This is a genomic window from Mycobacterium sp. 23 (assembly GCF_048287075.1).
GTDB classification, from domain to species: domain Bacteria; phylum Actinomycetota; class Actinomycetes; order Mycobacteriales; family Mycobacteriaceae; genus Mycobacterium; species Mycobacterium gordonae_B.
This window is the reverse complement of sequence record NZ_JBLVUX010000005.1, coordinates 6239259-6265603: the sequence shown is the minus strand read 5'-3', so window position 1 is coordinate 6265603 and position 26345 is coordinate 6239259. Positions and strand designations below refer to the sequence as shown.

15 protein-coding genes are annotated in these 26345 nt (G+C 68.6%); 8 read left to right on the top strand and 7 right to left on the bottom strand.

The features are described 5' to 3' along the window. Window positions 1–94: 94 nt before the first annotated feature. The 7 genes from pe (at window position 95) to ACNQS7_RS29850 (ending at window position 19413) form a co-directional block, all read left to right on the top strand. Window positions 95–1198, top strand: a complete 1104-nt coding sequence (gene pe, locus ACNQS7_RS29880; RefSeq protein WP_418015384.1) for an acyltransferase PE — start codon at window positions 95–97, stop codon at window positions 1196–1198. A 64-nt stretch (window positions 1199–1262) separates the two neighbouring features. After that, window positions 1263–2321 carry a dihydrodipicolinate reductase gene (locus ACNQS7_RS29875; protein WP_418015383.1) on the top strand — a complete coding sequence of 353 codons (1059 nt, stop codon included), beginning with the start codon at window positions 1263–1265 and terminating at the stop codon, window positions 2319–2321. A 171-nt stretch (window positions 2322–2492) separates the two neighbouring features. Further along, window positions 2493–2948 carry an MmpS family transport accessory protein gene (locus ACNQS7_RS29870; RefSeq protein ID WP_418015382.1) on the top strand — a complete coding sequence of 152 codons (456 nt, stop codon included), beginning with the start codon at window positions 2493–2495 and terminating at the stop codon, window positions 2946–2948. After that, the gene (locus tag ACNQS7_RS29865; RefSeq protein ID WP_418015381.1) at window positions 2945–5851 is read left to right on the top strand and encodes an RND family transporter; all 2907 of its coding nucleotides are present in this window, start codon (window positions 2945–2947) and stop codon (window positions 5849–5851) included. The genes ACNQS7_RS29870 and ACNQS7_RS29865 overlap by 4 nt, the downstream gene beginning before the upstream one ends. 295 nt (window positions 5852–6146) lie before the next feature. Next, a complete protein-coding gene (locus ACNQS7_RS29860) occupies window positions 6147–11522 on the top strand; it encodes a PPE domain-containing protein (protein WP_418015380.1) in 5376 nt (1791 codons plus the stop codon). 81 nt (window positions 11523–11603) lie between these two features. Further along, window positions 11604–17780, top strand: a complete 6177-nt coding sequence (locus ACNQS7_RS29855; RefSeq protein ID WP_418015379.1) for a PE domain-containing protein — start codon at window positions 11604–11606, stop codon at window positions 17778–17780. A gap of 97 nt (window positions 17781–17877) precedes the next feature. Further along, window positions 17878–19413, top strand: coding sequence for a PecA family PE domain-processing aspartic protease (locus ACNQS7_RS29850; RefSeq protein ID WP_418015378.1), 1536 nt, complete (start codon window positions 17878–17880; stop codon window positions 19411–19413). 10 nt (window positions 19414–19423) lie between these two features. On the opposite strand, the gene ACNQS7_RS29845 is transcribed toward ACNQS7_RS29850, so the two are convergent. The 5 genes from ACNQS7_RS29845 to nadD are packed head-to-tail and all read right to left on the bottom strand — an operon-like array spanning window position 19424 to window position 22724. Beyond that, entirely contained in the window at window positions 19424–20254 is an 831-nt protein-coding gene (locus ACNQS7_RS29845) for a DegV family protein (protein WP_418015377.1), read from the bottom strand. 2 nt (window positions 20255–20256) lie between these two features. Beyond that, window positions 20257–21012, bottom strand: a complete 756-nt coding sequence (octT, locus tag ACNQS7_RS29840; RefSeq protein ID WP_418015376.1) for a diglucosylglycerate octanoyltransferase — start codon at window positions 21010–21012, stop codon at window positions 20257–20259. Continuing rightward, window positions 20999–21682 carry a glucosyl-3-phosphoglycerate phosphatase gene (gpgP, locus tag ACNQS7_RS29835; protein WP_418015375.1) on the bottom strand — a complete coding sequence of 228 codons (684 nt, stop codon included), beginning with the start codon at window positions 21680–21682 and terminating at the stop codon, window positions 20999–21001. The genes octT and gpgP overlap by 14 nt, the downstream gene beginning before the upstream one ends. Next, entirely contained in the window at window positions 21679–22062 is a 384-nt protein-coding gene (gene rsfS, locus ACNQS7_RS29830) for a ribosome silencing factor (RefSeq protein ID WP_418015374.1), read from the bottom strand. Before rsfS ends, gpgP begins: the two co-directional genes overlap by 4 nt. Continuing rightward, complete coding sequence (gene nadD, locus ACNQS7_RS29825; RefSeq protein WP_418015373.1) at window positions 22059–22724, bottom strand: nicotinate-nucleotide adenylyltransferase; 666 nt, start codon at window positions 22722–22724, stop codon at window positions 22059–22061. The genes rsfS and nadD overlap by 4 nt, the downstream gene beginning before the upstream one ends. Window positions 22725–22929: 205 nt before the next feature. Here nadD and ACNQS7_RS29820 point away from each other — a divergent pair, with 205 nt between their 5' ends. Next, on the top strand, window positions 22930–23922 hold the full coding sequence (locus ACNQS7_RS29820; protein WP_418016203.1) for a class I SAM-dependent methyltransferase: 993 nt from the start codon (window positions 22930–22932) through the stop codon (window positions 23920–23922). Between the two features lie 104 nt (window positions 23923–24026). Here the strand turns inward: ACNQS7_RS29820 and ACNQS7_RS29815 are convergent, their stop codons facing one another. Both ACNQS7_RS29815 and ACNQS7_RS29810 read right to left on the bottom strand, forming a co-directional pair. Further along, window positions 24027–25469 (bottom strand): vWA domain-containing protein, encoded by a 1443-nt coding sequence (locus tag ACNQS7_RS29815; protein WP_418015372.1) that lies wholly within the window; start codon window positions 25467–25469, stop codon window positions 24027–24029. Continuing rightward, window positions 25469–26344 (bottom strand): AAA family ATPase, encoded by an 876-nt coding sequence (locus ACNQS7_RS29810; protein WP_065163752.1) that lies wholly within the window; start codon window positions 26342–26344, stop codon window positions 25469–25471. Before ACNQS7_RS29810 ends, ACNQS7_RS29815 begins: the two co-directional genes overlap by 1 nt. Between the last annotated feature and the right edge of the window lies 1 nt (window position 26345).

Below are 26345 nucleotides of genomic sequence, written 5' to 3'. Positions count from 1 at the left end.
CTGGTGATTTAGCGGGACCGCGCGGGGTGTGCGAGACTCGCGGAACCAAGCCGATCAGGCCCCGATCAGGCCCCCAATCAGGCAGGGAGTGGGGATGAAGAAGCTACTCGCGGGAATTTCCGCGCTGGGAATCGTCGCGGCAACAGGATGTTTCGGCGGCCCGGCGGCCACCGCAGACGAAACGCCGGCCGACCCCCCTGCACCCGTCGACGGGACGGCCTACGCGCTGGGCGGCGCGCACGTGCTGGGCATCCCGTACGACGAGTACATCCGCCGCGAAGGTGCCGAATGGTTCCCGGGCCTGCGGCGACAGATTGTCGACTACCCCGCAGGCCAGGTGCAGGGCCACGTGCTGGGGCGCCTGTTTCCCGGCATCGGCCGGTTGGACGAAATGTTTCCCGGCCTGGGCGCGGACGGACCCAGCGTCGGCGAATCGGTCGTCATCGGGGCCGACAACCTGGATGCGGCGATCCGCCGGGGTGGTCCCGGAACGACGATCGGCCTCTCGGAGGGTGCGCTGGTGCTCGACGCTCTGCAGGCCCGGCTCGCCAATGACCCCACCGCTCCCCCGCCGGACCAGCTGAGCTTCGCCACTTTCGGCGACCCCGTCGCGCGCCATGCGTTCGGCCAGAGCTTCCTGACCGCCATGTTCCCGGTCGGCAGCGTCGTGCCCGCACTCGACTACCCGGTACCGCCGCCCGTCGAGAGCCAGTACGACACCAAGATGTTCATCTCCGCCTATGACTCGATCGCCGACTTCCCGGATCGGCCGGACAACTGGATGTCCCTGGCCAACACGTTGGCGGGCCTGATGACCGGGCATACCGCGGTGGCGTTCACCAACCCGAGCATGGTGCCGCCGCAGAACATCAGGTCGACCGTCAACTCACGCGGCGCGACGACGACCACATACCTGATTCCCGAGCGGCACCTTCCGCTGGTATTGCCGTTCCAGTACGCAGGGGTGCCGGAGCAGACGCTGAACGAGCTTGACGCGGTGCTGCTGCCGATGGTCAACGCGGGTTACTCGCGCAACGACGACCCGGCGACGGCTCCCATCCAGGTGGACCCCGTCATCGGCTACGACCCGGCGGCCGTCACCGCACCCGCGACCCAGGCCACCTTCGGCGGCGGGGCGGATCCGGTTTCACAGATCCTGTCCGGTGCCATGTCCGTGCTGAACCGGGCTCCTCACTGACGCCGGACGGCAGCGGCGATAATGGCTCCCGTCAACCGGCCGTCAACCGGCGCAAAGGAGCCCGATGAGCACAGCCAGCACTGACCGTCCCCTGCGGGTGATCCAGTGGACGACCGGAAATATCGGCCGCCGCTCCCTGCACGCCATCATCGGACGGCCCGACATGGAACTCGTCGGGGTCTACGCGCACGGGGCGGACAAGGTCGGTGTCGATGCCGCCGAGCTGGCGGGCCGGCCGGAGCCCACCGGCGTGCTGGCCACCAACGACATCGACGCGCTGATCGCACTGGGAGCCGACGCGTGTTGTTATAACCCGTTGTGGCCCAACATCGATGAGCTGGTGCGACTGCTGGAAGCGGGGGTCAACGTGTGCACCAGCGCGGCGTGGATCACCGGCGGTAAGCAGACGCCGCAAGACCGCGAGCGCATCATCGCGGCCTGCGAACACGGCGGTTCGACCATCTTCGGCAGCGGCGCGCACCCGGGGATGACGAACATGGTCGGCATGGTGCTGTCCGCCTCCTGCGAGCGGGTCGACGAGATCCGCATCACCGAGTCGGTCGACTGCTCGACCTACGAGTCGGCGGGAACCCAGACGGCGATGGGCTTCTCGCAGGACCCGGACACGCCGGGACTGGCCGAGAGCGTGCGACGGGAAAGTGAAGTGTTCGCCGAGTCGGCCGCGATGATGGCCGACGCCATCGGAGCCCGACTGGACCGGATGACCTTCGACGTCACGTTCACCGCTGCCACCGGCGACACCGATCTGGGCTTCATGAAGATCCCCGCCGGAACCGTCGGCGGCGTCTACGGATACCACCGCGGCTGGGAGGGCGACCGCAACGTCGTCAGCGTCGGATTCAACTGGACCATGGGCGATCACGTCGTCCCGCCCAAGCCGCTCGAGCACGGGCACGTCATCCAGGTGTTCGGGCTGCCCAATATGCGCACGGTACTGCACTGCCTGCCGCCCAAAGACTGGACGGAGCCCGGCTTCATGGGGCTGGGCATGATCTACACCGCGATGCCGGTGACCAACGCGGTGCCCGCGGTGGTGGCCGCCAGGCCCGGCATCATGACGCTCGCCGACCTGCCGCCGGTCACCGGTCGGGTGGCACGCTGACTGTGTCGTTGCGCACACGACCGGCACCCCGAGGAACGTTGGCGTCCACTAAGGGTTAGCATACTTAGCCGAGCAAACATTCTCCCGGATTTGTCGCGTCGGGAAGCAAGCTCCACTGTCGGGCGTTACAACCCTGCAGTTGTGGCGGGAGACTCGTAAAGGGCGGTGGCGATGAAGGCTGGTGCGATCGCGGGTCCCGCTACCCGCTTCTTCAGGAAAGCGTGGATACCCCTGGTGCTGGTGGTGGTGCTGGCCGTCTCCGGACTGGTCGTGTCGCGGTTGCACAAGATCTTCGGGTCCGAAGACCTCAACGCCAACGCGGGTGCCGGCATCGAGATCGTGCAGTTCAACCCGAAGGTCGTCAAGTACGACATCTTCGGTCCGGCCGGGTCCACCGCGAACATCAACTACTGGGATGCAGATGCCAACACTCACCAGGTCAACGCGGCACCGCTGCCATGGACTTTCACCATCTCGACGACGCTGCCCTCGGTGAGCGCCAACATCATGGCCCAGAGTGACGGCAGCCGAATCGGCTGCCGCATCACGGTCGACAACGTGGTGAAGGAAGAAAAGCAGTCCGACGGCGTCAATCCCCAGACCTTCTGCCTGGTGAAGTCGGCATGAGCGACCTCAACCACCGAACCGCCACCGACGACACGGCACCAATCACGGTTGCGCCCAACGAGACCCGGGAACGCGGTCACCGCCCGCTCATCCCCCACACCATCCGCATTTTCGCGGTGCCGATCATCATCGGCTGGGTGGTGCTGACGGTCCTGGTCAACGTCATCGTGCCGACGCTGGAGAAGGTCAGCGAGCAGCACTCCGCTCCGATGACACCGGTGGACGCGCCGTCCATGGTGGCGATGATGCGACTGGGGCACAACTTCAAGGAGTTCGACTCCAACAGCACCGTCATGATCGTGCTGGAGAGCAACAAACCGCTCGGCGACGACGCACACCGCTACTACGACAACGTGATCCGCCAACTGCGCCAGGACCACGAGCACATCCAGCACATTCAAGACTTCTGGGGTGACCGGCTGACCGCCGCGGGAGCGCAGAGCGCCGACGCCAAGGGCGCCTACGTGATGCTGAACCTGGCCGGCAACCAGGGCACCACGTTGGCCAACGATTCCGTCGAAGCCGTCCGAAAGGTGTTGGAGCACAATCCACCACCACCCGGAGTGAAGTCGTATGTGACCGGACCGGCGGCGCTGTCCGACGACATGCACATCATCGGCAACGCCAGCCTGGCTACCATCACTCTGTTTACCCTCGGCGCGATCGCGATCATGCTGCTGCTGGTCTACCGATCGATCGTCACCACCCTGGTCCAGTTGTTCATGACGTTCGTGGCGCTGGCCTCCTCACGCGGAATCGTGGCGGTCCTGGGGTATCACAACGTTTTCGGCCTGACGACCTTCGCCGCCAACATCCTGACCATGCTGGCGATCGCCGCCGGCACCGACTACGGCATCTTCCTGATCGGGCGCTATCAGGAAGCGCTGCGCGCGGGCGAGGATCGAGAAACCGCCTACTACACCACCTTTCGCGGGGTAGCTCCAGTCGTGCTGGGATCCGGTCTGACCATCGCCGGCGCGACGTACTGCCTCAGTTTCACCCGGCTGCCCTGGTTCAACACCATGGGCGCACCGGTGGCGATCGGCATGCTGGTCGTCGTGCTGGCCGGCGTCACCCTCGGCCCCGCGGTGGTTTTCGCCGGGAGCAAGTTCCATCTGTTCGAGTCCAAGAGCACCGCCCGGCAGGGGCGGATGTGGCGGCGCGTCGGCACCGCGGTAGTGCGTTGGCCCGCACCGATTCTGGCGGTCAGCACCGCCATCGTGCTGATCGGGATGGTGGCCCTGCCCAGCTTCGTGACGAGCTACAACGACCGCTACTATCTCCCGGCCTCCGCCCCGTCCAACCTCGGCCAGCAGGCCGCGGACCGGCACTTCTCGCAGGCCCGGATGGATCCGGACATGCTGATGGTCGAGGCCGACCACGACATGCGCAACCCGGCCGACATGCTGGTGCTGGACCGGGTGGCCAAGAACGTGATGCGCACCGTCGGGATCGCCATGGTGCAGGACATCACCAGGCCCCTGGGCATCCCAATCCAGCACAGCTCCATACCTTTTCAGAACAGCATGCAGAGCCAGACGACGATGCAGAATATGGCCTTCTTGCAGGACCGCATGAAGGACATCACCAAAATGGCCGACGAGATGCAGTTCATGATCGAGACCATGGAACGCATGTACAAGGTGACGACGGAGCTGTCCAACGCCGCCGACGACAGCGCCAAAACCACCGCGGAAACCGCCGAGATCACCAACAGGCTGCGCGACCACATCGCCGACTTCGACGATTTCTGGCGTCCGATCCGCAGCTACTTCTACTGGGAGAAGCACTGCTTCGACATTCCCATCTGCTGGTCGTTGCGTTCCCTGTTCGAGTCGCTGGACGGATTCGACCAATTGGCCGGGCAATTCGACCTCCTGACCAAAGACATCCAGCGCACGGCGGACGCCACGCACTCGATGCTGGTGCTGATCCCGCCGATGATCACCACGATGAAGACGACCAAAGCCCTGACGCTGACCATGCAGGCCACGTTCTCGGCGATGCTGGATCAGATGAAGGCGCTCAGTGACACCGCCGTCGTCATGGGCCAGAGTTTCGACGCTTCCAAGAACGACGACTTCTTCTACCTGCCACCCGAAGCCTTCGACAACCCCGACTTCCAGACCGGCCTGCGGATGTTCCTGTCTCCGGACGGCAAGTCGGCGCGATTCTTCATCACCCACCAGGGTGATCCCATGACGCCGGAAGGGATTTCGCGGGTCGATTCCGAGCGCACCGCGGCTCAGGAGGGACTGAAGCAATCCTCGCTGTCGGACGCGAAGGTCTATCTGGGTGGCACTGCCGCGACATTCAAAGACATGCACGACGGCGCCAAGTACGACCTGATGATCGCGGTGGTGTCGGCGCTGACGCTGATCTTCATGATCATGCTGTTGCTCACCCGCAGCGTGGTGGCCGCACTGGTGATCGTAGGCACCGCGGCGAGCTCCATCGCCGCGTCCTTCGGGCTGTCCGTGCTCATCTGGCAGGACTTGTTCGGCATCAAGATCCACTGGATCGTGATGGCGCTGTCGGTGATCATCCTGCTGGCGGTCGGCTCGGACTACAACCTGCTGCTGGTCTCCCGATTCAAAGAAGAAATTCATGCCGGCCTCAAGACCGGGATCATCCGGTCCATGGCGGGCACCGGCGGGGTGGTGACCGCTGCGGGTCTGGTGTTCGCCTTCACCATGGCGTCGATGCTCGGTAGCGACCTACGAGTGCTCGGCCAGTTCGGATCGACCGTGTGTATCGGCCTGTTGCTCGATACATTGATCGTGCGCACATTGCTGATGCCGTCGATCGCGACTTTGCTGGGACGATGGTTCTGGTGGCCACAAGTGGTGCACCCGCGCGGTTCCGACAATGTATTCATTCCGGCGAAAGCAACTGCTCGCTGAATCCGCCAGACTGGTTTCTAATTAGCGGCCAGTGCGGGTGCATGCCGCTTGCTCATGAACACCCGACTACTCCCGGGTGTACGGCATGCATCGAACCGGACTGACTGGTTCACGCAACCGACTAGGCAATGTGCACAGCCGTTTTGGGCAAATTGCACAACGTTTATCGGTGGTTTCGACTTCGCGCCGGCGGCTTTTTCTCAATCGCCAATACCGATGCCCCCCTCCGATATAGGCTCGCCCCCAAACTTGGTGACTTGCTGATTTAGTTGCGATTCAGATTTGGGGTGGACAGGTGAGCTTTTTCGCTCTTCCGCCGGAGGTGAACTCGGCGCTGCTGCTCGGCGGCGCGGGTCCAGAACCTTTGCTGGCCGCGGCGTCAGCCTGGGAGGGTTTGTCCGCTGAGTTGGGGACCGCCGCGGCGTCGTTTGCCTCGGTCACCTCTGGGCTGGTGTCCGGTTCGTGGCAGGGCGCCTCAGCCGCGGCGATGGCGGCCGCGGCGGCACCGTATGCGGGTTGGCTGAGCGCCGCGGCGGCTTCCGCCGAGTCGTCGGCCATGCAGGCCAGGGGGGTCGCGGCCGCCTTCGAGTCGGTCGTGGCCGCCGCCGTGCACCCGGGGGTCATCGCCGCCAACCGGTCGCAGTTCGTCTCATTGGCCCTGTCCAATATCTTCGGCCAGAACGCCCCGGCCATCGCGGCCACCGAGTTCGCCTATGAATCGATGTGGGCCCAGGACGCGGCGGCCATGGCCGGTTACCACCTGAATGCTTCGGCGCTGGTGGCGGGGTTGCAGTCCTTCACCCGACCGGCCCAGTTGCTCGGCGGGGTCGGAGGTCTGGCGACCGTCGCCGACTCGCTGGTCGACGCCGCGCAGGGGATGGCCGGCGGCCTCGGCAGCACAGTCAGCACCGGTACCCCGGTCACGAGTACGGGGCCCGCCCAGGGCGGCGTTCCGGGGATTCTTGGTCAGCCGGGCACGGGATTCGTCAGCGCGGGTATCGCACGGACTCTCGCCTCCGGCGCCGCGGGAGCGGCTGCGGTTGACCTCGGTCTGCTCAGCTTGCTGAATCCGGGCAATCTCCGCACCGGATTCCTGGGCGCCACCGGCCCCAGCTTCGACATCTTCCCGATCACCCTTCCCCTCGAACTGAACGTCGCGGGAGCCGTCGGCCCGATCACCATCGAACCGATTCAGATCCTTCCGACCATCCCGCTGAACTTCCACCAGACCTTCCTGCTGGGGCCGCTGACCGTTCCACCGATCCACGTCCCGGCAATCCCGTTGGTGGACTTCAGCATTCCCATCGACATCGGCCCCCTGACGGTGTCGCCTATCACCCTGGTGCCGGCCATCGAGTTCCCCAGCCAGATCATCACAATTCCCGGATTCAACCTGGTGCCGGGCGGCATTCAAACGTCCGGGCTGTGGGCGGGGCCCCTCTTCCTGAGTCAGGGCGTATTCATCAACCCCGGCGTCAATCCCATTGCCGCGCAACTGAACTACACGACCCCTGCGCTCACCCTGTTTCCGGGCGGTTTGAGCGTCCCCGATGCACCGCTGCACTTCGATGTCGGCATCAAGGCCGGCACCGGGGCCTTCACCATCCCCGGCTTCTCCCTGCCCGAGCATGCCATTCCGCTGACGATCAGCACGGCCGGCCAGATCGACGGCTTCAGCACGCCGAGAATCACCATCGACGCAATCCCGGCGTCATTGGACACCGTCGTCCGCGCCGATCGCGTGGTGCCCCTGTTCCCACTTCCGTCGATTCCCCTCACGATCACGGCCAACGGCACCGTGGGACCCGTCCACGTCGCACCCATCGCCATACCGCAGGCGCACGCCGCGATCACCAACGCGACCGTCAGCATCGGCAGCTTCACCGTTCCCGAGATCGCCATTCCGCAGATACCGCTGCACGCGACGGGCACCGTGGCCCTGGCCCAGAACTCCATTTCCTCGGTCAACCTTCTCGACCCGCTGAATCTCACCGGGCAGCTCCAGCTCGGCCCGATCGGCGGCCCGAACGCACGCATCGACATCGCCAGCATGAGTCTGGGCAGCGGCCTGCCTTCACTCGTTCTGAGAAACATCAATGTCGCGGTCGACGCCCTTTTCTACGGCCCGCAGACGCTAGATCTGGCGACCACCCCACTGGGACTGCCCGACATCAGCATTCCCGCACAGAACATCGTCACTCTGGGCCTGGGCGGCGGCATCAATCCCATGACGTTGTTTCCGGGTGGCCTCACATTCCCGGAGAACTCGGTCAGCCTCACCAATTTCTCCGTCGGCTCTGATCCGTTCACCGTTTTTCCGGACGGCTTCCGCATCGATCAATTCCCGTTCAAAATCAACGCCACGGTGCTGTCGCCGACCCCGGTGCCCACCACCGGGAGCATCGGTCCCATCCATATCCCGGCGGCGCCGCTCATTCAGGCGGTCCGCGCGGGCGGATCCGGCAACATCAACCTGAACCTCGGCTTGCCCACTATTCCCACCCCTGCCATCGGCCTGGGCTTGAACGGCATCACGAACTATGGGTTCGTCACGCACGAGCCCATAGTCATTCCGCCTTTCGGCACCTCCGGATCCCTTGCCACCGAACCGATCGGCATCAACGTCAACATCGGTTCCATACCGTTCACTCTCCGGGGCATACCGGTGATAGGCGGACAACTCGAAGGAAACGTCTTCGCGTTCGTCGTCAATCAGGGTATCGATGCAATGACGGTGCCGCTCGATTTCATGACGTCCCCCATCGCCATTCCGCCGCTTTCGCTGGGCGGGTCGATTCCAATCGATATTCCATTGGACATCGTCTCCGCCGCCACCATCCCGGGCATCGGCTATACACAGTCGATTCCGCTCAACTTTGCGACGGAAATACCGCAGTTCACCATTCCGGAAACACTGATTCCCGCAATCCCGATCGGATCGAACCTCGCCCTGCCGGGGAGCATCGGGCCGCAACTGGGCGACGTGGTGACTTCCGGTGCGACCTGGCTCCAGCAGCAATTGATGAACGCGGGACTGGGCAACGCCGGTTTGTACAACGTCGGCAGCGGCAACCTCGGCAGCCTCAACCTCGGCAACGGCAACATCGGCAACTACAACCTGGGTGGCGGCAATATCGGCGACGCCAACATCGGTTGGGGCAACGGTGCTTTAGGCGCCCTAGTGGGCAAGAACGTGGGCCTCGGCAACGCCGGGTCGGGCAACTTCGGGTTCGGCAACGCCGGGTCGGGCAACATCGGTTTCGGCAATACCGGTTCCGGCAACGTCGGCATCGGGCTGGTCGGCGACAACCAGAACGGTTTCGGCGGTTGGAACTCCGGGACCGGCAACATCGGCCTGTTCAACTCCGGTACCAACAACGTCGGATTCTTCAACTCGGGCAGCAACACCGTAGGTATCGGCAACTCCGGTTTAGGCAGCACCGGCCTCTTCAACTCCGGAAACTTCAGCAGCGGACTGGGCAATGCGGGCGAGCGCAACTTTGGCTTCTTCAACGCGGGTAACGCCAACCTCGGCGCGTTCAACCCCGGCAATGTCAACTCCGGCCTGTTCAACAGCGGAGACGGCAACGTCGGGTTGGCCAATTCGGGTGACTTCAACGACGGGATCTTGATCTCCGGCGACCACAGCATCGGCGCACTCTTCACGGGCGACTACCAGAATGTGGCCGACCCCAACCTGGGGATCACCCTTCTCGACATCAACCAGAACCTCGGTCCCGTCCACATCGACCCTATTCACGTTCCAGGGCTGCCGATCAACATCAACGAGACCATTTACATCAATTCCTTCACCGTGCCGCAGATCGACGTGCCCGCAATACCGCTGGAAATCCACCAAGGCGTGGCGCTGCCCGCCATCACCCTCTTCGAGGGCCTCAACATGCCGGCGCAGCAGATCGTGATTCCGCTCAACATCCCCGCCAGCACCGGGTCGACGCTGCAGCTTCCGGCGATCGGCTTCAACGCTCAATACAAGCCCGACAACCTTCCCCCGTGGTCGTTCGGGCAATTCGCGATCAGCCAGCAATTGAACACCCTGGGACCCACCGCCGGCATCCTCGTCCAGACCGGCGCCACCGATGCCCGGACCGGGGCCGTCACGCTGAACCTTCCAGCGATCAATATTCCGCGAATCGCGACCTCCCCGATTCCGCTGACCATCGACACCCACGGGGGCATTCCCGCCTTCACCCTGTTCCCCGGCGGACTGTCCATCCCGCAGAACCCGATTCCGGTCACTTACACGCTGACCGGCGGCCTGCAGCCGTTCACGATCTTCCCGGATGGCTACACGATCGACCCCATCCCGCTGCACCTGCACCTCGACGCCACCCTGCTCAATCCGATCGACGGTATTCCTCCGTCACTCAACCTGGTTGATTTCCAGTTCTCCGGCGGCATGGGCCCGGTAAAGATCCCGGACCTCCCCATTCCCACCATTCCCCTGGGCCTCAATTTCGGCCTGAGTCATGGGGCATTCACCATTCCGCCGATCGAGCTTCCGAACATCCCGATCGACATCACCGGCGACATCGGCCTGGGCCCGATCGGCATCCCATCCCAAACGATTCCCGCGATCTTCAACGACCCGTTGGCAACCGTCCATTTCGACGCGTTCAAGACGGCGGTGACGAAGATGTCGCCATTCGTCATATGGACCAGCGGCAATGCGCCCTGGGACCCGATCCCCGCCCCTACCGGCGCATACATATCGATCGGTTCGCCACCGCTGACCGACCTGCTCTTCGTCAACCCCCTGGTCCTCGGCAGCGCGACCCAGGATCCGTATTCGATAGTCTTCAGCGGCGGAACGTACGCCTTCAACACGCCGGCCGTCATGATCGACAAGATCCCGCTGGGGTTCCGGTTGCCGGGCGGTGTCGACGGCGCCACGATCTTCCCGAACGGGCTGACCTTCCCGGCGAACAACCTGGTGGACCTCGATCTCGCCGCCGGGCCCAAAGGCTTCACCATTCCCGCCCGAACCATCCCCGCCATCCAGGCCAGCTTGGACGCCATCGTCAAACTGGCCACCCCGGACAACCTGCTGCCGCCATACAAACTGCTCTACGTCACCGCCAACGGAGGCATCGGCCCCGCCGTACTCCCCTCGTTCCACATTCCGTCGATCCCGCTGGGCTTCGACCTCGGCGGCGGCATCGGTCCGATCACCATTCCGTCCTTCTCCACACCGCCCATCCACCTGGGACTCGACCCGAGCGCAACCGCGGGCCCAGTCTCGATGCAGCCCATCAGCATCCCCCGGCTGACCGCGGACGCGTTCCTGCATTTCGATGAGATCAGGACCGGCCTCGCGACCACTACCGGCGCTATCTATTTCAGTGGAGGCGTCGTCCCGCAGATCAATCTCGGTGGATCCAGCACCAGCACGACTCCTGCATGGGAAATCCCCTGGTTCACGGTCTCGACCCCACCAGGGGGAATCCCCGGATTCTCGATCCCGGTGGACCCGATCGACATCGGCCTGCCCCTGTCGGTCACGATCCCGTCGCTGACCTTCCCGGGTCTGACCATCCCGCGAATTCCGTTGGGGCAGGGGCTGTCCGGCGCGTTGCCGGCGTTCGATCTGCCGTCGATCACGATCGACCGGATTCCGATCAGCTTCGCCGGCCCGCTCACGCTGTTCTAGACGAGGCGTCGATGATCCCCCGTCCGGTCAGCCGCACAGCACACTTCCCCGCTTCCACCGAAGACTGATTCAGAGGTGCCGATGTCTTACGTCATTGCAACACCGGCGGCCCTGGCCGCGGCGTCAACGAACCTGTTCGACATCGGCGAGTCGATCCGCGCCGCCAGCGCCGCCGCGGCGTCGCCGACGACGGGCATCGCGGCGGCGGCCGCGGACGAGGTCTCCGCGGCCATCGCGCGATTGTTCGGCACCTTCGGCCAGGAATACCAGGCGGCCAGCGCGCAGGCCGCTGCGGCGAACGACCAGTTTGTCCAGGCATTCCAGCGGGGCGCGGCGGCATATGAGCGCATCGAGTTCGGCAACGCCGGGCTGCTGCAACCGTTGTTGGACAGCCCGCTGGCGACGGGCCTGATGGGGCTCGTCAATGCCCCCAGCGAACTGATCACCGACCGACCGATGGTGGGCAATGGTGCCGACGGCGCGCCGGGAACTGGTCAGAACGGCGGGGACGGTGGCTGGTTGTCCGGCAACGGCGGCAACGGCGGATCGGGCGCGCCCGGCCAACAGGGCGGTGCAGGTGGAAATGCCGGCGCTAACGGCAACGGCGGCACCGGTGGTGCGGGTGGCGATGCCGTAGCCCCCGGTGGGCGTGGTGGCGACGGCGGGCGCGGCGGCAACGGCGGAACGACGACCGGCTTTGCGGGCACCGGCGGGGTGGGCGGGGCCGGTGCGCCCGGCGCAGCCGGGCAAGCCGGCGGTGCGGGCGGAAATGGTGGGGCCGGCGGGGCCAGTCAGATGCTGGGCCTGGCCAGCGGGGGCGCGGGCGGTGCGGGCGGAGCCGGCGGGGCGGGCGGTGCCGGCCTGGCCGGAGCTGCGGGCGGAGCAGGCGGAGCCGGCGGCGCCGGTGGCGCCGGCGGCGCCGGAAGCATCGCAGGGAACCTGGGCGTCGCAGGGGTCGGCGGTGACGGCGGTGTCGGCGGCGCGGGCGGAGCGGGCATCAGCACCCCCGGTGCCGGCGGCGATGGCGGGGCCGGTGGAAACGGCGGCGATGCCGGCGCCGGCGGCGCCGGCGTCGGAGGCGGTGGCTTCGGTCGCGGCGGCAACGGCGGGGGCGGCGGCGCCGGAGCCGACGGCGCCGGCGGCGCTGTGGGCGCGACCGGGTTCACAGGCGGCCGCGGCGGCGCCGGCGGTGCGGGTGGCAGCTCCGGAGCGGGCGGCACCGCGGGCAGCGGTGGGGTCGGCGGCGCCGGCGGTCACGGCGGAAACGGTGGCATCGCCCCCACCGGCCCCGGTCTGCAAGGCGGCGGCGGTGGTCAGGGCGGCGACGGCGGCGCAGGCGGAGCCGGTGGCGCGGGTACCACCGGCATCGGCGGCAACGCCGGGAACGGCGGTGCCGGCGGTGACGGCGGCAAGGCCGGCGCCAGTAACGGAGCCGGCAGCGCAGGCGGCGCGGGCGGAAACGGTGGCGGGGCGGGAGCCGCAGGCACCGGTGCCGCAACGGGCCATGGCGGCACCGGCGGGCAGGGTGGCAATGGCGGGGACGGGAGCAGCGGCGGCAACGGTGGGTCCGGCAAGGCCGGGTTCGCCGGTGGCAACGGGGGTACCGGCGGCAACGCCGGCGATGGCGGCGCGACCGGCGTCGGCGGCAACGCCGGAGACGGCGGCGCCGGAGGTGCCGGCGGAAACGGCGGCTCGGACAACAGCGGCGGTGGGGGTTTCACCGCCCCGTCCGGGGGCACCGGCGGCAACGGCGGCGACGCAGGCAAGGCCGGGGCGGGTCTGATCGCGGGTCGCGGCGGCGTCGGCGGCAACGGCGGAGTCGGTGGCGATGGCGCCGAGGGCCGCGCGGGCGCCACCGCCGGTAGTTCCGGCGACAATGGCGGCGCCGGCGGCGCCGGCGGCAACGGTGGCAGCGGCGGTCTTACCGGCACCGGCGGCAACGCCGGGAACGGCGGCGCCGGCGGAAACGGCGGTTCCGGTGGAGGCAAAGCCGACTCCGGCATACCCGGCGGCAAGGGCGGCGCCGGAGGCAACGGTGGCAACGCCGGTGTCGCAGGTACCGGAGCCATCCTGGGCAGCGGTGCCACCGGCGGAAACGGTGGCACCGGCGGAACCGGCGGCACCGGCAGCAACGGCGCGGCCGGCGTCGGCGGAACCAGAGGCGGGAACGGCGGAGTTGGCGGTGACGGCGGGTCCGGCGGCGTCAGCGGCACTGGTGGCAATGCCGGAAATGGCGGCACGGGCGGCAATGGGGGTAGCGCCGGCAGTGACTCGGGCACCGGCGGCGCGACGGCGCCATCCGGCGGCAATGGCGGCAACGGCGGCGATGCGGGCCAGACCGGCAACGGTGCCACCGCCGGCCGCGGCGGCGTCGGCGGCGATGGTGGCGCCGGGGGCAGGGGTGCCGACGGCAATGCCAGTACCGTCGTCGGCGCTTCCGGCGACGCCGGCGGCGACGGCGGGACGGGCGGTAACGGCGGCAGCGGCGGCGCTGCCGGCACCGGCGGCAAGGCCGGCAACGGCGGTGCCGGTGGCAATGGAGGGAACGGTCTCACCGCTGCCGGGGCCCCGGCCAGCGACGGGGGCGTGGGTGGCAACGGCGGCAATGCCGGTGCGGCCGGCGGCGGCGCCATCGCGGGCGGCGGCGCCGCCGGTGGCAGCGGGGGCAACGGTGGCAGCGGCGGCAACGGCATTACAGGCGCGGCCGGCAGTGCCGGGACCGACGGTGCCCGTGGCGGGGCCGGAGGTAACGGCGGCAACGCCGCCGGCACCGGCAGCGTGGGCGGCAAAGCCGGGAACGGTGGGGCCGGCGGGACCGGTGGTGATGGCGGGGCCGACACCGGCGCGGGCGGAGCCACTGCCCCGGCCGGCGGCAAAGGCGGCGGCGGCGGCGACGCCGGCAAAGGCGGCACTGGCGCCAGTGCAGGCAGCGGCGGCGTCGGCGGCGCCGGCGGAGCCGGCGGCAAAGGCGCGAACGGCAACGCTGGTGGCGTAGGCACGACCGGTGACCACGGCGGCGCCGGGGGCGCCGGCGGAAATGGCGGCAACGCGACGGGTACCGGCAGTATCGGCGGAAAGGCCGGCAACGGCGGCGCGGGCGGCAACGGCGGCACCGGTTACTCGGCCGCGGGCAGCAACGGCGGCACCGGGGGCAGCGGCGGCAACGGCGGCAACACCGGCACCGGCGGCGTCGGAGCCGTCGCCGGCGGCGGCGGCGTCGGCGGCAACGGCGGTGCCGGCGGCAACGGCGGCAACGGCAGCGAGGGCGCGGCCGGCGCAGCCGGAACCGTTGGTGGCAACGGCGGCACCGGCGGCAACGGCGGCAACGCCACCGGTGCCGGCGGGACCGGCGGCAAGGCCGGCGATGGAGGCAACGGCGGCCACGGCGGAAAGGGCGGTGCCGACATCGGCGGTGGCGGGGCCACCGCGCCGGCGGGTGGTGCCGGCGGCAACGGCGGCAACGCCGGCACGGCAGGTACCGGGACCACCAAGGGCAGCGGCGGCATCGGCGGAAACGGCGGCGACGGCGGCAGCGGTGCCACCGGCAGAGGCGGAACCGACACCGCCGGCAAGATAGGCGATGCCGGCGGTCTGGGTGGGGCCGGCGGCATCGGCGGAAACGCCACCGGCGCCGGTGGGAAGGCAGGCAACGGCGGCGCGGGTGGCAGCGGCGGCGACGGCGGAGTCGGGGGCACCGACACCGGGACCGGCGGCGCGGCAGCCCCGGCCGGCGGCGCGGGCGGCCGAGGCGGCGCGGGTGGCCGTCCAGGCTCCGCGAGTGGTGGTGCCGCGGGCGGCACCGGCGGTACCGGTGGCACCGGTGGCACCGGCGGCCACGGCGGCGTCGGCGCCGCGGGCGACCACGGCGGCGCGGGCGGAACCGGTGGCATCGGCGGTGCCGGGGGTAACGCCTCGGGTACCGGCGGCAAGGCCGGCAACGCGGGCAACGGCGGCAGTGGTGGCCGCGGCGGCGGCGGCGGCGCCGACATCGGCGCCGGCACAGCCCCATCCGGCGGAGCCGGCGGTAAAGGCGGCAATGCCGGCGCCGCGGGTACCGGCGGCACCGCGGCGGGCAAGGGTGGTGTAGGTGGGGCCGGCGGCGACGGCGGCGATGGCAGCGCAGGCAGTGGCAACAATGGCAGCGGCGGCGGCAGCGGCGGTAGCGGCGGGGCCGGAGGCAACGCCACCGGCACGGGCAGCGTGGGCGGCGCCGGCGGCAAGGGCGGCGGGGGCGGCAACGGCGGCACAGGCAGCGACGCGGCCCTCAACTCGGGCCTGGCCGGTGGTAACGGCGGCGTCGGCGGACTCGGCGGCAACGGCGGCAACGGCGGCGTCGGCGGCACCACCGGCGGCAAGGGCGGACTCGGCGGCAGCGGCGGCACCGGTGGCGTCAGCGGAATCAGCGAAGGCAGCGGCGCCTTCGGCGGCGCCGGCGGCAAGGCCGGCAACGGCGGCAACGGGGGCAACGGCGGCACAACCGGTGGCAGCGCAGGCAGCGGTGGCAACGGTGGCGCCGGCGGCAACGGCGGCGCCGACGCCGGGAAGGGCGGCGTGACGGCACCTTCGGGTGGGGCCGGTGGCAATGGCGGTGACGCGGGCAAAGCCGGTAGCGGTGCGACCGCCGGCAGCGGCGCGGTGGGCGGCACCGGCGGCACTGGCGGTAAGGGCAGCAACGGCAACAGCGGCGCGGCCGGCACCGTAGGAGACGCCGGCGGAAACGGTGGCGCAGGTGGCAACGGAGGCAACGCCGCCGGTGTCGGGAGCATCGGAGGCAAAGCCGGCAGCGGCGGCGCTGGCGGCAACGGCGGCGCCGGCGGAAGCGGTGTCGCGGGCGCCGGCGCAGGTCAGGACGGCGGTGCCGGTGGCACCGGCGGCAACGCCGGCAGCGTCGGCACCGGCAACACCCTGGGCGGCGCTGGGCGCGGCGGCAACGGCGGCAGCGGCGGCAACGGCGGCAACGGCCTCACCGGGGTGACTGGCAAAGCGGGCGACATCGGCGGTAACGGCGGCAAGGGCGGCGACGGCGGAAACGCCGCCGGCACCGGCGGCGTCAGCGGCAGCGGCGGCGCAGGCGGCAACGCCGGCAATGGCGGAAACGCCGGAACCGACAACGGCCCGGGTGGCGTGAGCGCCCCGGCCGGCGGTGCCGGCGGAGTCGGTGGCAACGGCGGCAGTGCCGGCGCTACCAGTAACGGCGCCACGGCCGGCAATGGCGGCGGCGGCGGCAAGGGCGGCAACGGCGGCAACGGCGCTCAGGGCATCAACGCCGGCGCGTCTTTCGCTGCTGACGCGGGCGGCAGCGGCGGTGCCGGCGGCAAGGGCGGCAACGGCGGCAACTCCGGCCCGGGTGGAACCAACGGTGCCAGCGGCAGCGGCGGCCACGGGGGCAACGGCGGCACCGGCGGCAACGGTGGGCCTCTCGGCGACGACGTCGGCAGGGGCGGCGACGGCGGCAACGGCGGCGCCGCAGGCATCGCCGGCAAGGGTGGCGCTCTGAGCGCCGTCGGCGGTACCGGCGGCAACGGCGGCTCCGGAGGAAAGGGCGGCAACGGCAGTCCCGCTGCGCCGGGCGGCGCCGGCGGCAGCGGCGGTAGCGGTGGCGAAGGCGGGATCGGCGACCTCACCGCGGCGGGCGGCAGCGGTGGCGGCGGCGGCCAGGGCGGTAACGGCGGCAACAACACGACGTCGGTTCCCGCCAAGGGCGGTCTCGGCGGGCGCGGCGGCGACGGCGGGGCCGGTGGCGCGAGTACAGGAGCCGTCACGACGAATATCGGCGGTGCCGGCGGCAGCGGCGGAACCGGCGGCAGTGGCGGCACCGGCAGTTCGAGCAAAGGCACGGCTGCTCCCAACGCGGGCGGCGCCGGCGGAGGCGGCGGCAACGGCGGCAGGGGTGGTGACGCCGGAACCTTCAACGGCTCGACATTTGTCGGTGGCACCGCCGGCAACGGCGGGTCAGCCGGAAACGGCGGCACCGGCGGCACCGGCGGCACCGGCCTGACCGGCTCGGGCTTCACCGGCGCGAAGGGCGGTGACGGCGGCACCGCCGGCAAGGGCGGCGACGGCGGCACCAGCGGGGTCGGCGGCACTGACGGCGCCGGCGCCAACGGCGGTACCGGCGGCTCCGGCGGCACTGGCGGTACCGGCAGTACCGGCGGCAAAGGCACCGCTGGTGGCGACGGCGTCACGGGCGGTCCCGCTGTCGGCAGCACCGGCGGCACCGGCGGCAAAGGCGGGACCGGCGGCCCAGGCGGTGTCTGACCCGGCCAACTACACCAGGTCAACGGCGGAGCGCATACTCCGGAGTTACAGTTCGAGCACTGCTGCCGGAGACGACGCGTAACGATTGGGGGCTGCCATGTCTTTCGTGTTGGTGTCTCCGGAACAGTTGATATCCGCAACGGCGAAGCTGCAGACCGTGGGGTCTGCCCTGCAGTCAGTGAATCTTTCGGCGGCGATTCCCACCGCGAGTTTGGCGGCGGCCAGCGCCGACGAAATCTCCGAAGCGGTCGCGGCCTTCTTTGCCGAGCACGGCCAGCAGTATCAGCAAGCGGCCGAACAGTTTTCGGCGTCCTATGCGCAATTCCAGGTCAGGCTGCTGGAGACGGCACGCGAGTACGCCGCCGCCGAGGCGGCACTCGCGAACTATCTGGCCTCCAACGTCTCCCACCTCATCAACGACCCGGTCCTGCAGGCAACCGGGCGCCCCCTGTTCGGTGACGGTGCCAACGGGTACACCACCGCTCAGGGCGTGGGAACACCCGGCGGGGCCGGCGGTTGGTTGTTCGGCAACGGCGGCACCGGCGGCGTCAGCATCCGGTACGGGGCGGCCGGGGGCGCCGGCGGCGCCGGCGGCTTATTGGTGGGCAATGGCGGCACCGGGGGCCGCAATCTCTACGGCGGGATGCCCGGCGGCGCCGGCGGCTCGGCGGGCCTGATCGGCATCGGCGGCACGGGCGGGGCCAGTGGTCCCGGTGGCGTGGGTGGCGCGGGCGGTCGCGGCGGACTGCTGGGGCAGCCCGGCACCGCCGGAATCAGCACGGCCCTGGGTCCTAATCAAACGCTGATCTATCCCGGTCAGTACGGCAGCCCGATGCTGAACATCACGGTGGGTGGGGGACCGACGTCGCCCGTGATCGTCGACTCCGGCGCCTCTGGTCTGGTGGTGCCGCCGCATTACGTCGACCTGGCCACTCTCGGCGCCCCGACCGGATCGGGCAGCGTCAGTTACGGCGGCTCGCTGTTGGTCAACTATCAGACGTATCAGACCACTCTGAACTTCGGAAACGGCATCGTTACGGAACCAACCACCATCGGCGTAGCGACGTCGGCCACATTGAGCGGAAGGGTGGTGGATCTGTCGACCCTGCCCGCCTATCTCGGCGTGGGCCAGAACAACGATTATCCGTTCCCCGCTTCGGTGATCGATGCTCTACCCGGCAACTTGGACGATGGAGTGCTGGTCAACCTGCCGCGCGGCACGATGCAGTTCGGCCCCAATCCGCTGCCGCCTTACGTCGGAATGGGCGGATCCCCGAGAACCGTTGTGCAAGTTCAGATCAACAACGAACTACCGCAGACCGTCGGCGCATTCATCGATACCGGGGGTGCGCTCGGAGCCGTCCCGCAGTCGCTGGTGCCGGGCCTCAACATCGGTAACCACCTGCCGGCGGGAACGGTGATCAGCGTCTCCACCATCAATGGCGTGCCGCTCTACACGCAGACGGTCACAGCTGACAACACCCCATTTGTTGTCACGTCGGCGACGGGCCCCATGTATGGTCCCGGCTATTACGTGTTCAACACGGGCTCGTACCCGTTCTCACTGTTGCCGGTCTATTTCGAGAACACCGCCGACGGAATAGGCAGGACGGTCATCGTCCAGCAGATCTGAGCCCGCTGGGTCACTCGGCCAGTTGCAGGCAGACGGCCAGTGCCCTGTCCCCGACGTGCAGCGCGAGCACCGGGCCCAGCGGCGTCACTATCGCGGGTTCGCACTGGGGTAGCCGATCGGCCAACGCCGTGGCAACCTCCCGCGCGCCGTCAGGATTGGCGACGTGGTGCACCGCCAGTGCTGCCTGACGGTCGCCCACGATGTCGCACACCTGGTCGACCATTGCCGCGATGGCGCCCTTGGATGTGCGGATACGTTGCGCCAGAACTAGTTTCCCGTCATCGATGTGCAGCAGCGGCTTCAGCGCCAGCGCGGTGCCCAACCATGCCTTGGCGCCGCCGATCCGGCCGCTGCGGCGCAGGTTGTCCAGCCGGTGCACCACCATGTAGGCGTGGGTGCGGCGCACCGCGGCCGCCGCGGCCCCGGCGACGGCGTCCAGATCGGCTCCCTGCGCGGCGGCCTGAGCGGCGGCCAACGCGATGAAGCCGGCACCCATTGCCGTCGACCGGGAGTCGACCACCCGCACCGAGCACCCGAACTCCTCGGCGGCCAGTTCGGCGGCGCGGTGGGTCCCGGACAGGCCGGACGAAATGTGCACGGCGACAACCCCGTCGCCGCCGCTCTCGGTCCAGGCCTGGCGATAGGCGGCGCACAGCTCGGCCGGGGTGGCGGCGGCGGTGGTGGCCTGACGCTTGTGGATGTCGTCGGGAACGTCGTCCACACCGTCGCGCAGGTCCGCGCCGTCGAGCAAGATGTGCAGGGGCACTTCACGAATCCCCCATCGGTCCCGCACCGCGGCCGGTAGGCGCGACGAACTGTCCGTGACGACCTGGACGGTCACCGTCAGCGCGATTTCTCGGGCGAAACTGTGCCGGTCTGGAAGACCTCGGCGAGCGCCTTGAGCATCAACTCGGCGACGCGCTGATGCGCCTCGAAGTTCCAGTGGATCCCGTCCGGATTGCCCCGCCCACTCATGATCTCTTCGGCGACAGCCTCTTTGAGATCGACCAGCGGAATCTGCTGCGCGTCGGCCCACTGCGTGATCGCGGCGACGGTGCCTTCGCGCCCGTGGTGCGCCCTGCCGTAGGTCTCGGCAGTGTGCACCGACGGCAATGACGCCACAATCGGGATTCCAGGGCGATTGAAATCGATTGCGCCGCGCGTTTTTTCGAGGTAGTAGGCGGTGAGTTGCGGCGGCAGCGCCGACCTGGCCACCGGTGAGAGCCGGGGCTGCAGCCAGCCATAGCCCTGGCGCACCCAGCGCCGCAACCACGGGGGGCGGACGTAGCGGATGAGCTCACGCACGGCGGTGGGCCACACCGACGGCAGTGAATCCATGCCACTGGTGGCGAAGATCACCGCGCCGGCTTTGGGCAGGGCCGCCCAGGCGCGCGGGTCCTGCGTGGCCGCCCACCACACGTCCCGACAGGTCCAGCCGATGCGGCCGATCAACTCCACATCCCAACCGAGCTGCGCGGCAACGATATTGGGCCAGATTCGCGGGTCGTCGGCAGGCAGACCGCCGGTCGGGCCGTAGTAGGACAGTGAGTCGGCAAAGATCAGCAGGGTGGGTCGGGGCCCGGAATCAGAGAACGTCATTGGACACCTGCGCCGAAGCGTTCCACACGTCCAGTCGCCACCGGATGTCTTCAAATGGGGAGGGGCAGCCGGCGTCGTCATTTGAATGACCGCTCAGCTGCACCCAACTGCAGTTGCCCATACCACCCAGGATCGGCCAGTTGGCGACCGGGATCTGCAACAGCGCAGCCGACAGCGCGGCGATCAGACCGCCGTGGGCCACCAGCACGATCGGCCGCTCGGGCGCGCCCGCGCCGCCCCACTCGGGTGTGGCGGCAACCAGTTCCGCCACCAGCGGCACGCTCCGGGCGGCCACGTCGACGCGACTTTCCCCGCCGTGCGGGGCCCATCCGGCGTTCTCGCGCCAGGCCAACCGGGCACCGGGGACCTCGGCGTCGATCTGGGTGTGGGTCATGCCCTGCCAGTCGCCCAGATGGGTCTCGCGCAGCCGCGGGTCCACCTGGACAGCCAGGCCGGTCTGTTCACCCAGCTTGGTCGCCGTGTCGAAGGCACGACGTAGGTCCGAGGACACGATCAGCAACGGCTGCACCTTGCCCAGCACCTCGGCGGCAGCGACCGCCTGGGCGCGGCCCAGTTCACTCAGGTCCGTGTCGAGCTGGCCCTGCATCCGGCTGCCGAGGTTGTAGTCGGTCTGTCCGTGCCGCAGCATCACCAGGCGGCGCGCCCTCATTCCGACGCCCCGTCGCGGTGGTCTCCGAGGTCGACGGGCACCAGCGGGCAGTCGCCCCACAACCGGTCGAGGGCGTAGAAATTGCGGTCGTCCTGGTGCTGGATGTGCACGACGATGTCGCGGTAATCCAGCAGGGTCCAGCGGCCCTCGCGGGCACCTTCACGTCGGGCAGGCTTGTAGCCGGCCCGGCGCATCTTCTCCTCGACCTCGTCGACGATGGCGTTGACCTGCCGTTCGTTGGACGCCGAGGCGATGACGAAGCAGTCGGTGATGACGAGTTGGCCGGACACGTCGATGACGAGCACGTCGTCGGCCAGTTTCGTTGCCGCGGCGGCGGCGGCCACCGTGGCCATGTCGATCGCTTCTTGATTTGCGCTCATGTGCTGTTCCCGGCGGCCACGCTGGGGGCGGCCGGGTTCTCGCTCCTCTCGGGGGTGCGGTAAAGGCGTCGTTTGGAGACGTATTGCACGACGCCGTCGGGCATCAGGTACCACAGCGGTCTGCGTTCCAGGGCGCGTTGCCGGCAGTCGGTCGAGGAGATCGCCAGCGCGGGGACCTCTACGAGCGTCAACGCCTCGCGGGGCAGCTCACCCAGAACGTCGGTGATGTGGTCGTGGCGCAGCTCGTAGCCGGGCCTGCTGACACCAATGAAACGCGCCAGGTCGAACATCTTGTCCCAGCCTTGCCAGGTGAGGATGGACGCCAGCGCGTCGGCGCCGGTGATGAAGTAGAGCTCGGAGTCCGCGTTGAGGTCCCGCAGATCCCGCAGCGTGTCCTTGGTATAGGTGGGGCCGCCGCGGTCGATGTCGACGCGGCTGACCGAGAAACGCGGGTTGGACGCGGTGGCGATCACGGTCATCAGGTACCGGTCCTCGGCGGCGGACACCTGGCGGTCCTTCTGCCAGGGTTGTCCACTGGGGACGAAAACGACTTCGTCGAGTGAGAACTTGTTTGCGACCTCACTGGCAGCAACCAGGTGGCCGTAATGGATGGGATCGAATGTCCCACCCATCACCCCCAGCCTGCGCAGCTGCTTTTGCATGGTTTGCCAGCTTACTGGAGCCTGCGATCAGGCATTACCTGGCGCGGACCGCGCAGAGCCCGGCGGCGGCGCCCGGCAAATTCTTCAAAAGATCCGATGCCCTGGCCTCAATGCCTTACACCAGCGCGGACGATGGTGTAGAAGGAGTGCTGTGGAAAATTCGCTGCCGGCGGCCGTAGATCAGCAACAAGAGTGGAAAGACGCCATGACCCGGCGGTTCTACAGCCGGTCGGTGGTCAGCGGCGAGATTTCGCTGCCGGCGGTGCCGAGCCTGCTCGACGAGTACGTGGAGATGTGCAGCCGCATCTTCGCCGGGGTGGGCAGGCAGTTCAACGACGAGGAACTCGCCCACCTGCGGACCGTGCTGCAGAATCAGCTGGCCGAGGCTTACTCGATCTCGCAGCGCTCCAACATCGTGGTCAGCTATAACGCACCGGTCGGTCCGACCCTGCACTACCAGGTCAACGCCCGGTGGTTCACGGTCGCCGAAGCCTACGAGAACTGGATCAGTACCCGCGAACCACCGCTGTTCGGCACCGAACCCGACGCCCGGGTGTGGGCGCTGGCCAACGAAGCAGCCGATGCCCGTGCACATCCGGTGCTCGACATCGGCGCCGGGACGGGGCGCAACGCGCTTCCCCTGGGCCGGCGCGGACACCCCGTCGACGTGGTGGAGTTGACGCCGAAATTCGCCGAGATCATCCGGTCGCAGGCCCGGGCCGAAGGTCTCGACGTGCGGGTGATCGTTCGCAACGTCTTCGAGACGACCGACGATCTGCGCCAGGACTACCAGTTGATCCTGTTGTCGGAGGTGGTGCCCGACTTCCGGTCGACGCAGCAGCTGCGCAGGCTTTTCGAACTCGCCGCGGCGTGCCTGGCACCCGGCGGCCAGTTGGTGTTCAACACCTTCCTCCCGCGTTACGGCTACGAAATCGACGACGCAGCACGCGAATTCGGCCAGCAAGCGTACACGGGCATGTTTTCCCGGCAGGAGCTGTCGACCGCCTCGGAGGGGCTGCCCCTCGAGCTGGTCGCCGACGACTCGGTGTACGAATACGAGCAGGCGAACCTGCCGACCGGCGCCTGGCCGCCCACCAGTTGGTACGCCGACTGGGTCAGTGGCCTCGACGTGTTCCCCGTCGAACGGGACAAGAGCCCGATCGAGATGCGCTGGCTGGTATTCCGCAAGACCCACTGAGAGCTCGCCCCGCTCGCCCCGCTCGCCCCGCTCGCCGAGCAGACGCAAAAGCCCCTGAATTCGGCACGAATCAGGGGCTTTTGCGTCTGCTCGGCCGGTAAACGCTACACCGGCAACAGGGCGTCGATCACCGAGGCCAGCTGTTTGGCCGACCGGCACTCGTGCATCGTGATGACTTCCTCGTACCGCGGCACCGCCGAATCACCGCTCCCCCACAGGTGTCTGGGCTCCGGGTTGAGCCAGTGCGCATGGCGGGCGGCGTTCACCATGTCGGCGAGCACGTCGACCGCCGGGTTGCGGTAGTTGGTGCGCCCATCCCCGAGCACCAGCAGGGAACTGCGCGGTGACAACACGTTCGGGTTCGCCTGCACGAACGAGACGAACGCGTTTCCGTAGTCGGAATGCCCGTCGCGCGCGTACACGCCGGCCTCCCGGGTGATCCGCTGAATCGCCACCGCGAGGTCGGCCTCCGGCCCGAACATGTGCGTCACCTCGTCGGTGGTGTCGATGAACGCGAAAACGCGAACACGGGAAAACTGTTGGCGCAGAGCGTGAACCAGCAACAGAGTGAAGTGACTGAAGCCGGCGACGGACCCCGACACGTCGCAGAGCACCACCAGTTCCGGGCGTGCCGGACGCGGCTTCTTCAACACGACGTCGATCGGTACGCCACCGGTGGACATCGACTTGCGCAGGGTCTTGCGCAGGTCGATGGTCCCGGCCCGCGACCGGCGGCGGCGGGCCGCGAGCCGGGTGGCCAGCGTGCGGGCCAACGGCGCCACCACCCGGCGCATCTGCCGCAGCTGCTCACCGGAGGCGCGCAGAAACTCGACATTTTCGGAAAGCTGTGGGATTCCGTACATCTGCACGTGTTCGCGGCCGAGCTGCTCGGCGGTGCGGCGCTTGGTCTCCGCGTCGACCATCTTCCGTAGCTGCGAAATCTTTTGCGCCGCAATCGCTTTGGCGATCTGTTCCTGACTGGGCGTGGGCTCGTCGCCATACGGGGCGAGCAGCCCCGCCAGCAGCTTGCCTTCGAGTTCGTCCAGCGCCATCGCCTTGAGCGCCTGGTATGACGAGAACGACGGGCCACGAGAGGAGTTGTATTTGCCGTAGGCCTCTACGATCCGGGCGATCATCCGAACCAGCCGCTCGTCCATGTCGGCCAGGTCCGGGTTGTCGGCCAGCAGGTCCAGCAGCATCTGCCGCATCGCCTCGACGTCGTCGGGCGGCAAACCTTCGGGATCCCCGGCGGCGTCTCCGTCGGCGACGACGGCCCGGGCCCCCAACGCCGCGGGGAACCACAGGTCGAACATGGCGTCGTAGGTGTCGCGGTGATCCGGCCGGCGCAGCACCGCACAGGCCAGGCCCTCGCGCAGCACCATGCGGTCCTCCAAGCCCAGCGTCGCCATCACCCGGCCGGCATCCACCGTCTCCGACGGACCCACCGAAATCCCGCTTGCCCGAAGCGCTTCCACGAACCCGACCAAATGCCCGGGCAACCCGTGCGGCGCGAGCGGCCGGGACGGGCGGATGCGCCGGGAGGCCATCAGTTGAGCCTTAACTCGCCGGTCGCGCGTTGCTGATCGGACTGGTGTTTGAGCACCACGCCCAGCGTGGCCGCGACCACGGCGTCGTCGATGGTGTCCATGCCCAGCGCCAGCAACGTCCGTCCCCAGTCGATGGTCTCGGCAATCGACGGCACCTTCTTGAGCTGCATGCCGCGCAGCACACCGATGATGCGCACCAACTCCTCGGCCAGGTGTTCGGGCAGTTCGGGCACCCGCGAGAGCAGGATGCGCCGTTCCAGTTCGGGGGTCGGGAAGTCGATGTGCAGGAACAGGCAGCGACGTTTGAGGGCTTCGGACAGTTCGCGGGTGGCGTTGGAGGTCAGCACCACAAGCGGTGTCCGGGTGGCGGTGATGGTGCCCAGTTCCGGTACGGTCACCGCGAAGTCGGAGAGCACCTCCAGCAGCAAGCCCTCGATCTCGATGTCGGCCTTGTCGGTCTCGTCGATCAGCAGCACGGTCGGGTCGGTACGCCGGATGGCGGTCAGCAACGGACGCTGCAGCAGGAATTCCTCGCTGAACACGTCATCCTTGGTCGACTGCCAGTCACCAGAGCCGGCCTGGATACGCAGGATCTGCTTGGCGTGATTCCACTCGTACAGGGCCCGGGCCTCGTCGACGCCCTCGTAGCACTGCAACCGGACCAGGCCGGACCCGGTCGCCTGAGCGACGGCGCGGGCGAGTTCGGTCTTGCCGACACCAGCTGGGCCCTCCACCAGCAGCGGCTTGCCCAGCCGGTCGGCGAGGAAGACAGCGGTCGCGGTGGCGGTGTCGGGCAGGTAACCCGTTTCAGCGAGCCGGCGCGAAACGTCGGCGATGTCGGCGAACAGCGGCACGGGCCGTGCGGGCACGCTCATA

Coding starts and splice junctions, on each gene's coding strand:
- nadD (WP_418015373.1), bottom strand. CDS start 22,724: ATGCAAAAGCAGCTGCGCAGGCTGGGGGTGATGGGTGGGACATTCGAT.
- rsfS (WP_418015374.1), bottom strand. CDS start 22,062: ATGAGCGCAAATCAAGAAGCGATCGACATGGCCACGGTGGCCGCCGCC.
- ACNQS7_RS29870 (WP_418015382.1), top strand. CDS start 2,493: ATGAAGGCTGGTGCGATCGCGGGTCCCGCTACCCGCTTCTTCAGGAAA.
- octT (WP_418015376.1), bottom strand. CDS start 21,012: ATGACGTTCTCTGATTCCGGGCCCCGACCCACCCTGCTGATCTTTGCC.
- ACNQS7_RS29865 (WP_418015381.1), top strand. CDS start 2,945: ATGAGCGACCTCAACCACCGAACCGCCACCGACGACACGGCACCAATC.
- ACNQS7_RS29850 (WP_418015378.1), top strand. CDS start 17,878: ATGTCTTTCGTGTTGGTGTCTCCGGAACAGTTGATATCCGCAACGGCG.
- ACNQS7_RS29820 (WP_418016203.1), top strand. CDS start 22,930: ATGACCCGGCGGTTCTACAGCCGGTCGGTGGTCAGCGGCGAGATTTCG.
- pe (WP_418015384.1), top strand. CDS start 95: ATGAAGAAGCTACTCGCGGGAATTTCCGCGCTGGGAATCGTCGCGGCA.
- gpgP (WP_418015375.1), bottom strand. CDS start 21,682: ATGAGGGCGCGCCGCCTGGTGATGCTGCGGCACGGACAGACCGACTAC.
- ACNQS7_RS29875 (WP_418015383.1), top strand. CDS start 1,263: ATGAGCACAGCCAGCACTGACCGTCCCCTGCGGGTGATCCAGTGGACG.
- ACNQS7_RS29810 (WP_065163752.1), bottom strand. CDS start 26,344: ATGAGCGTGCCCGCACGGCCCGTGCCGCTGTTCGCCGACATCGCCGAC.
- ACNQS7_RS29815 (WP_418015372.1), bottom strand. CDS start 25,469: ATGGCCTCCCGGCGCATCCGCCCGTCCCGGCCGCTCGCGCCGCACGGG.
- ACNQS7_RS29855 (WP_418015379.1), top strand. CDS start 11,604: ATGTCTTACGTCATTGCAACACCGGCGGCCCTGGCCGCGGCGTCAACG.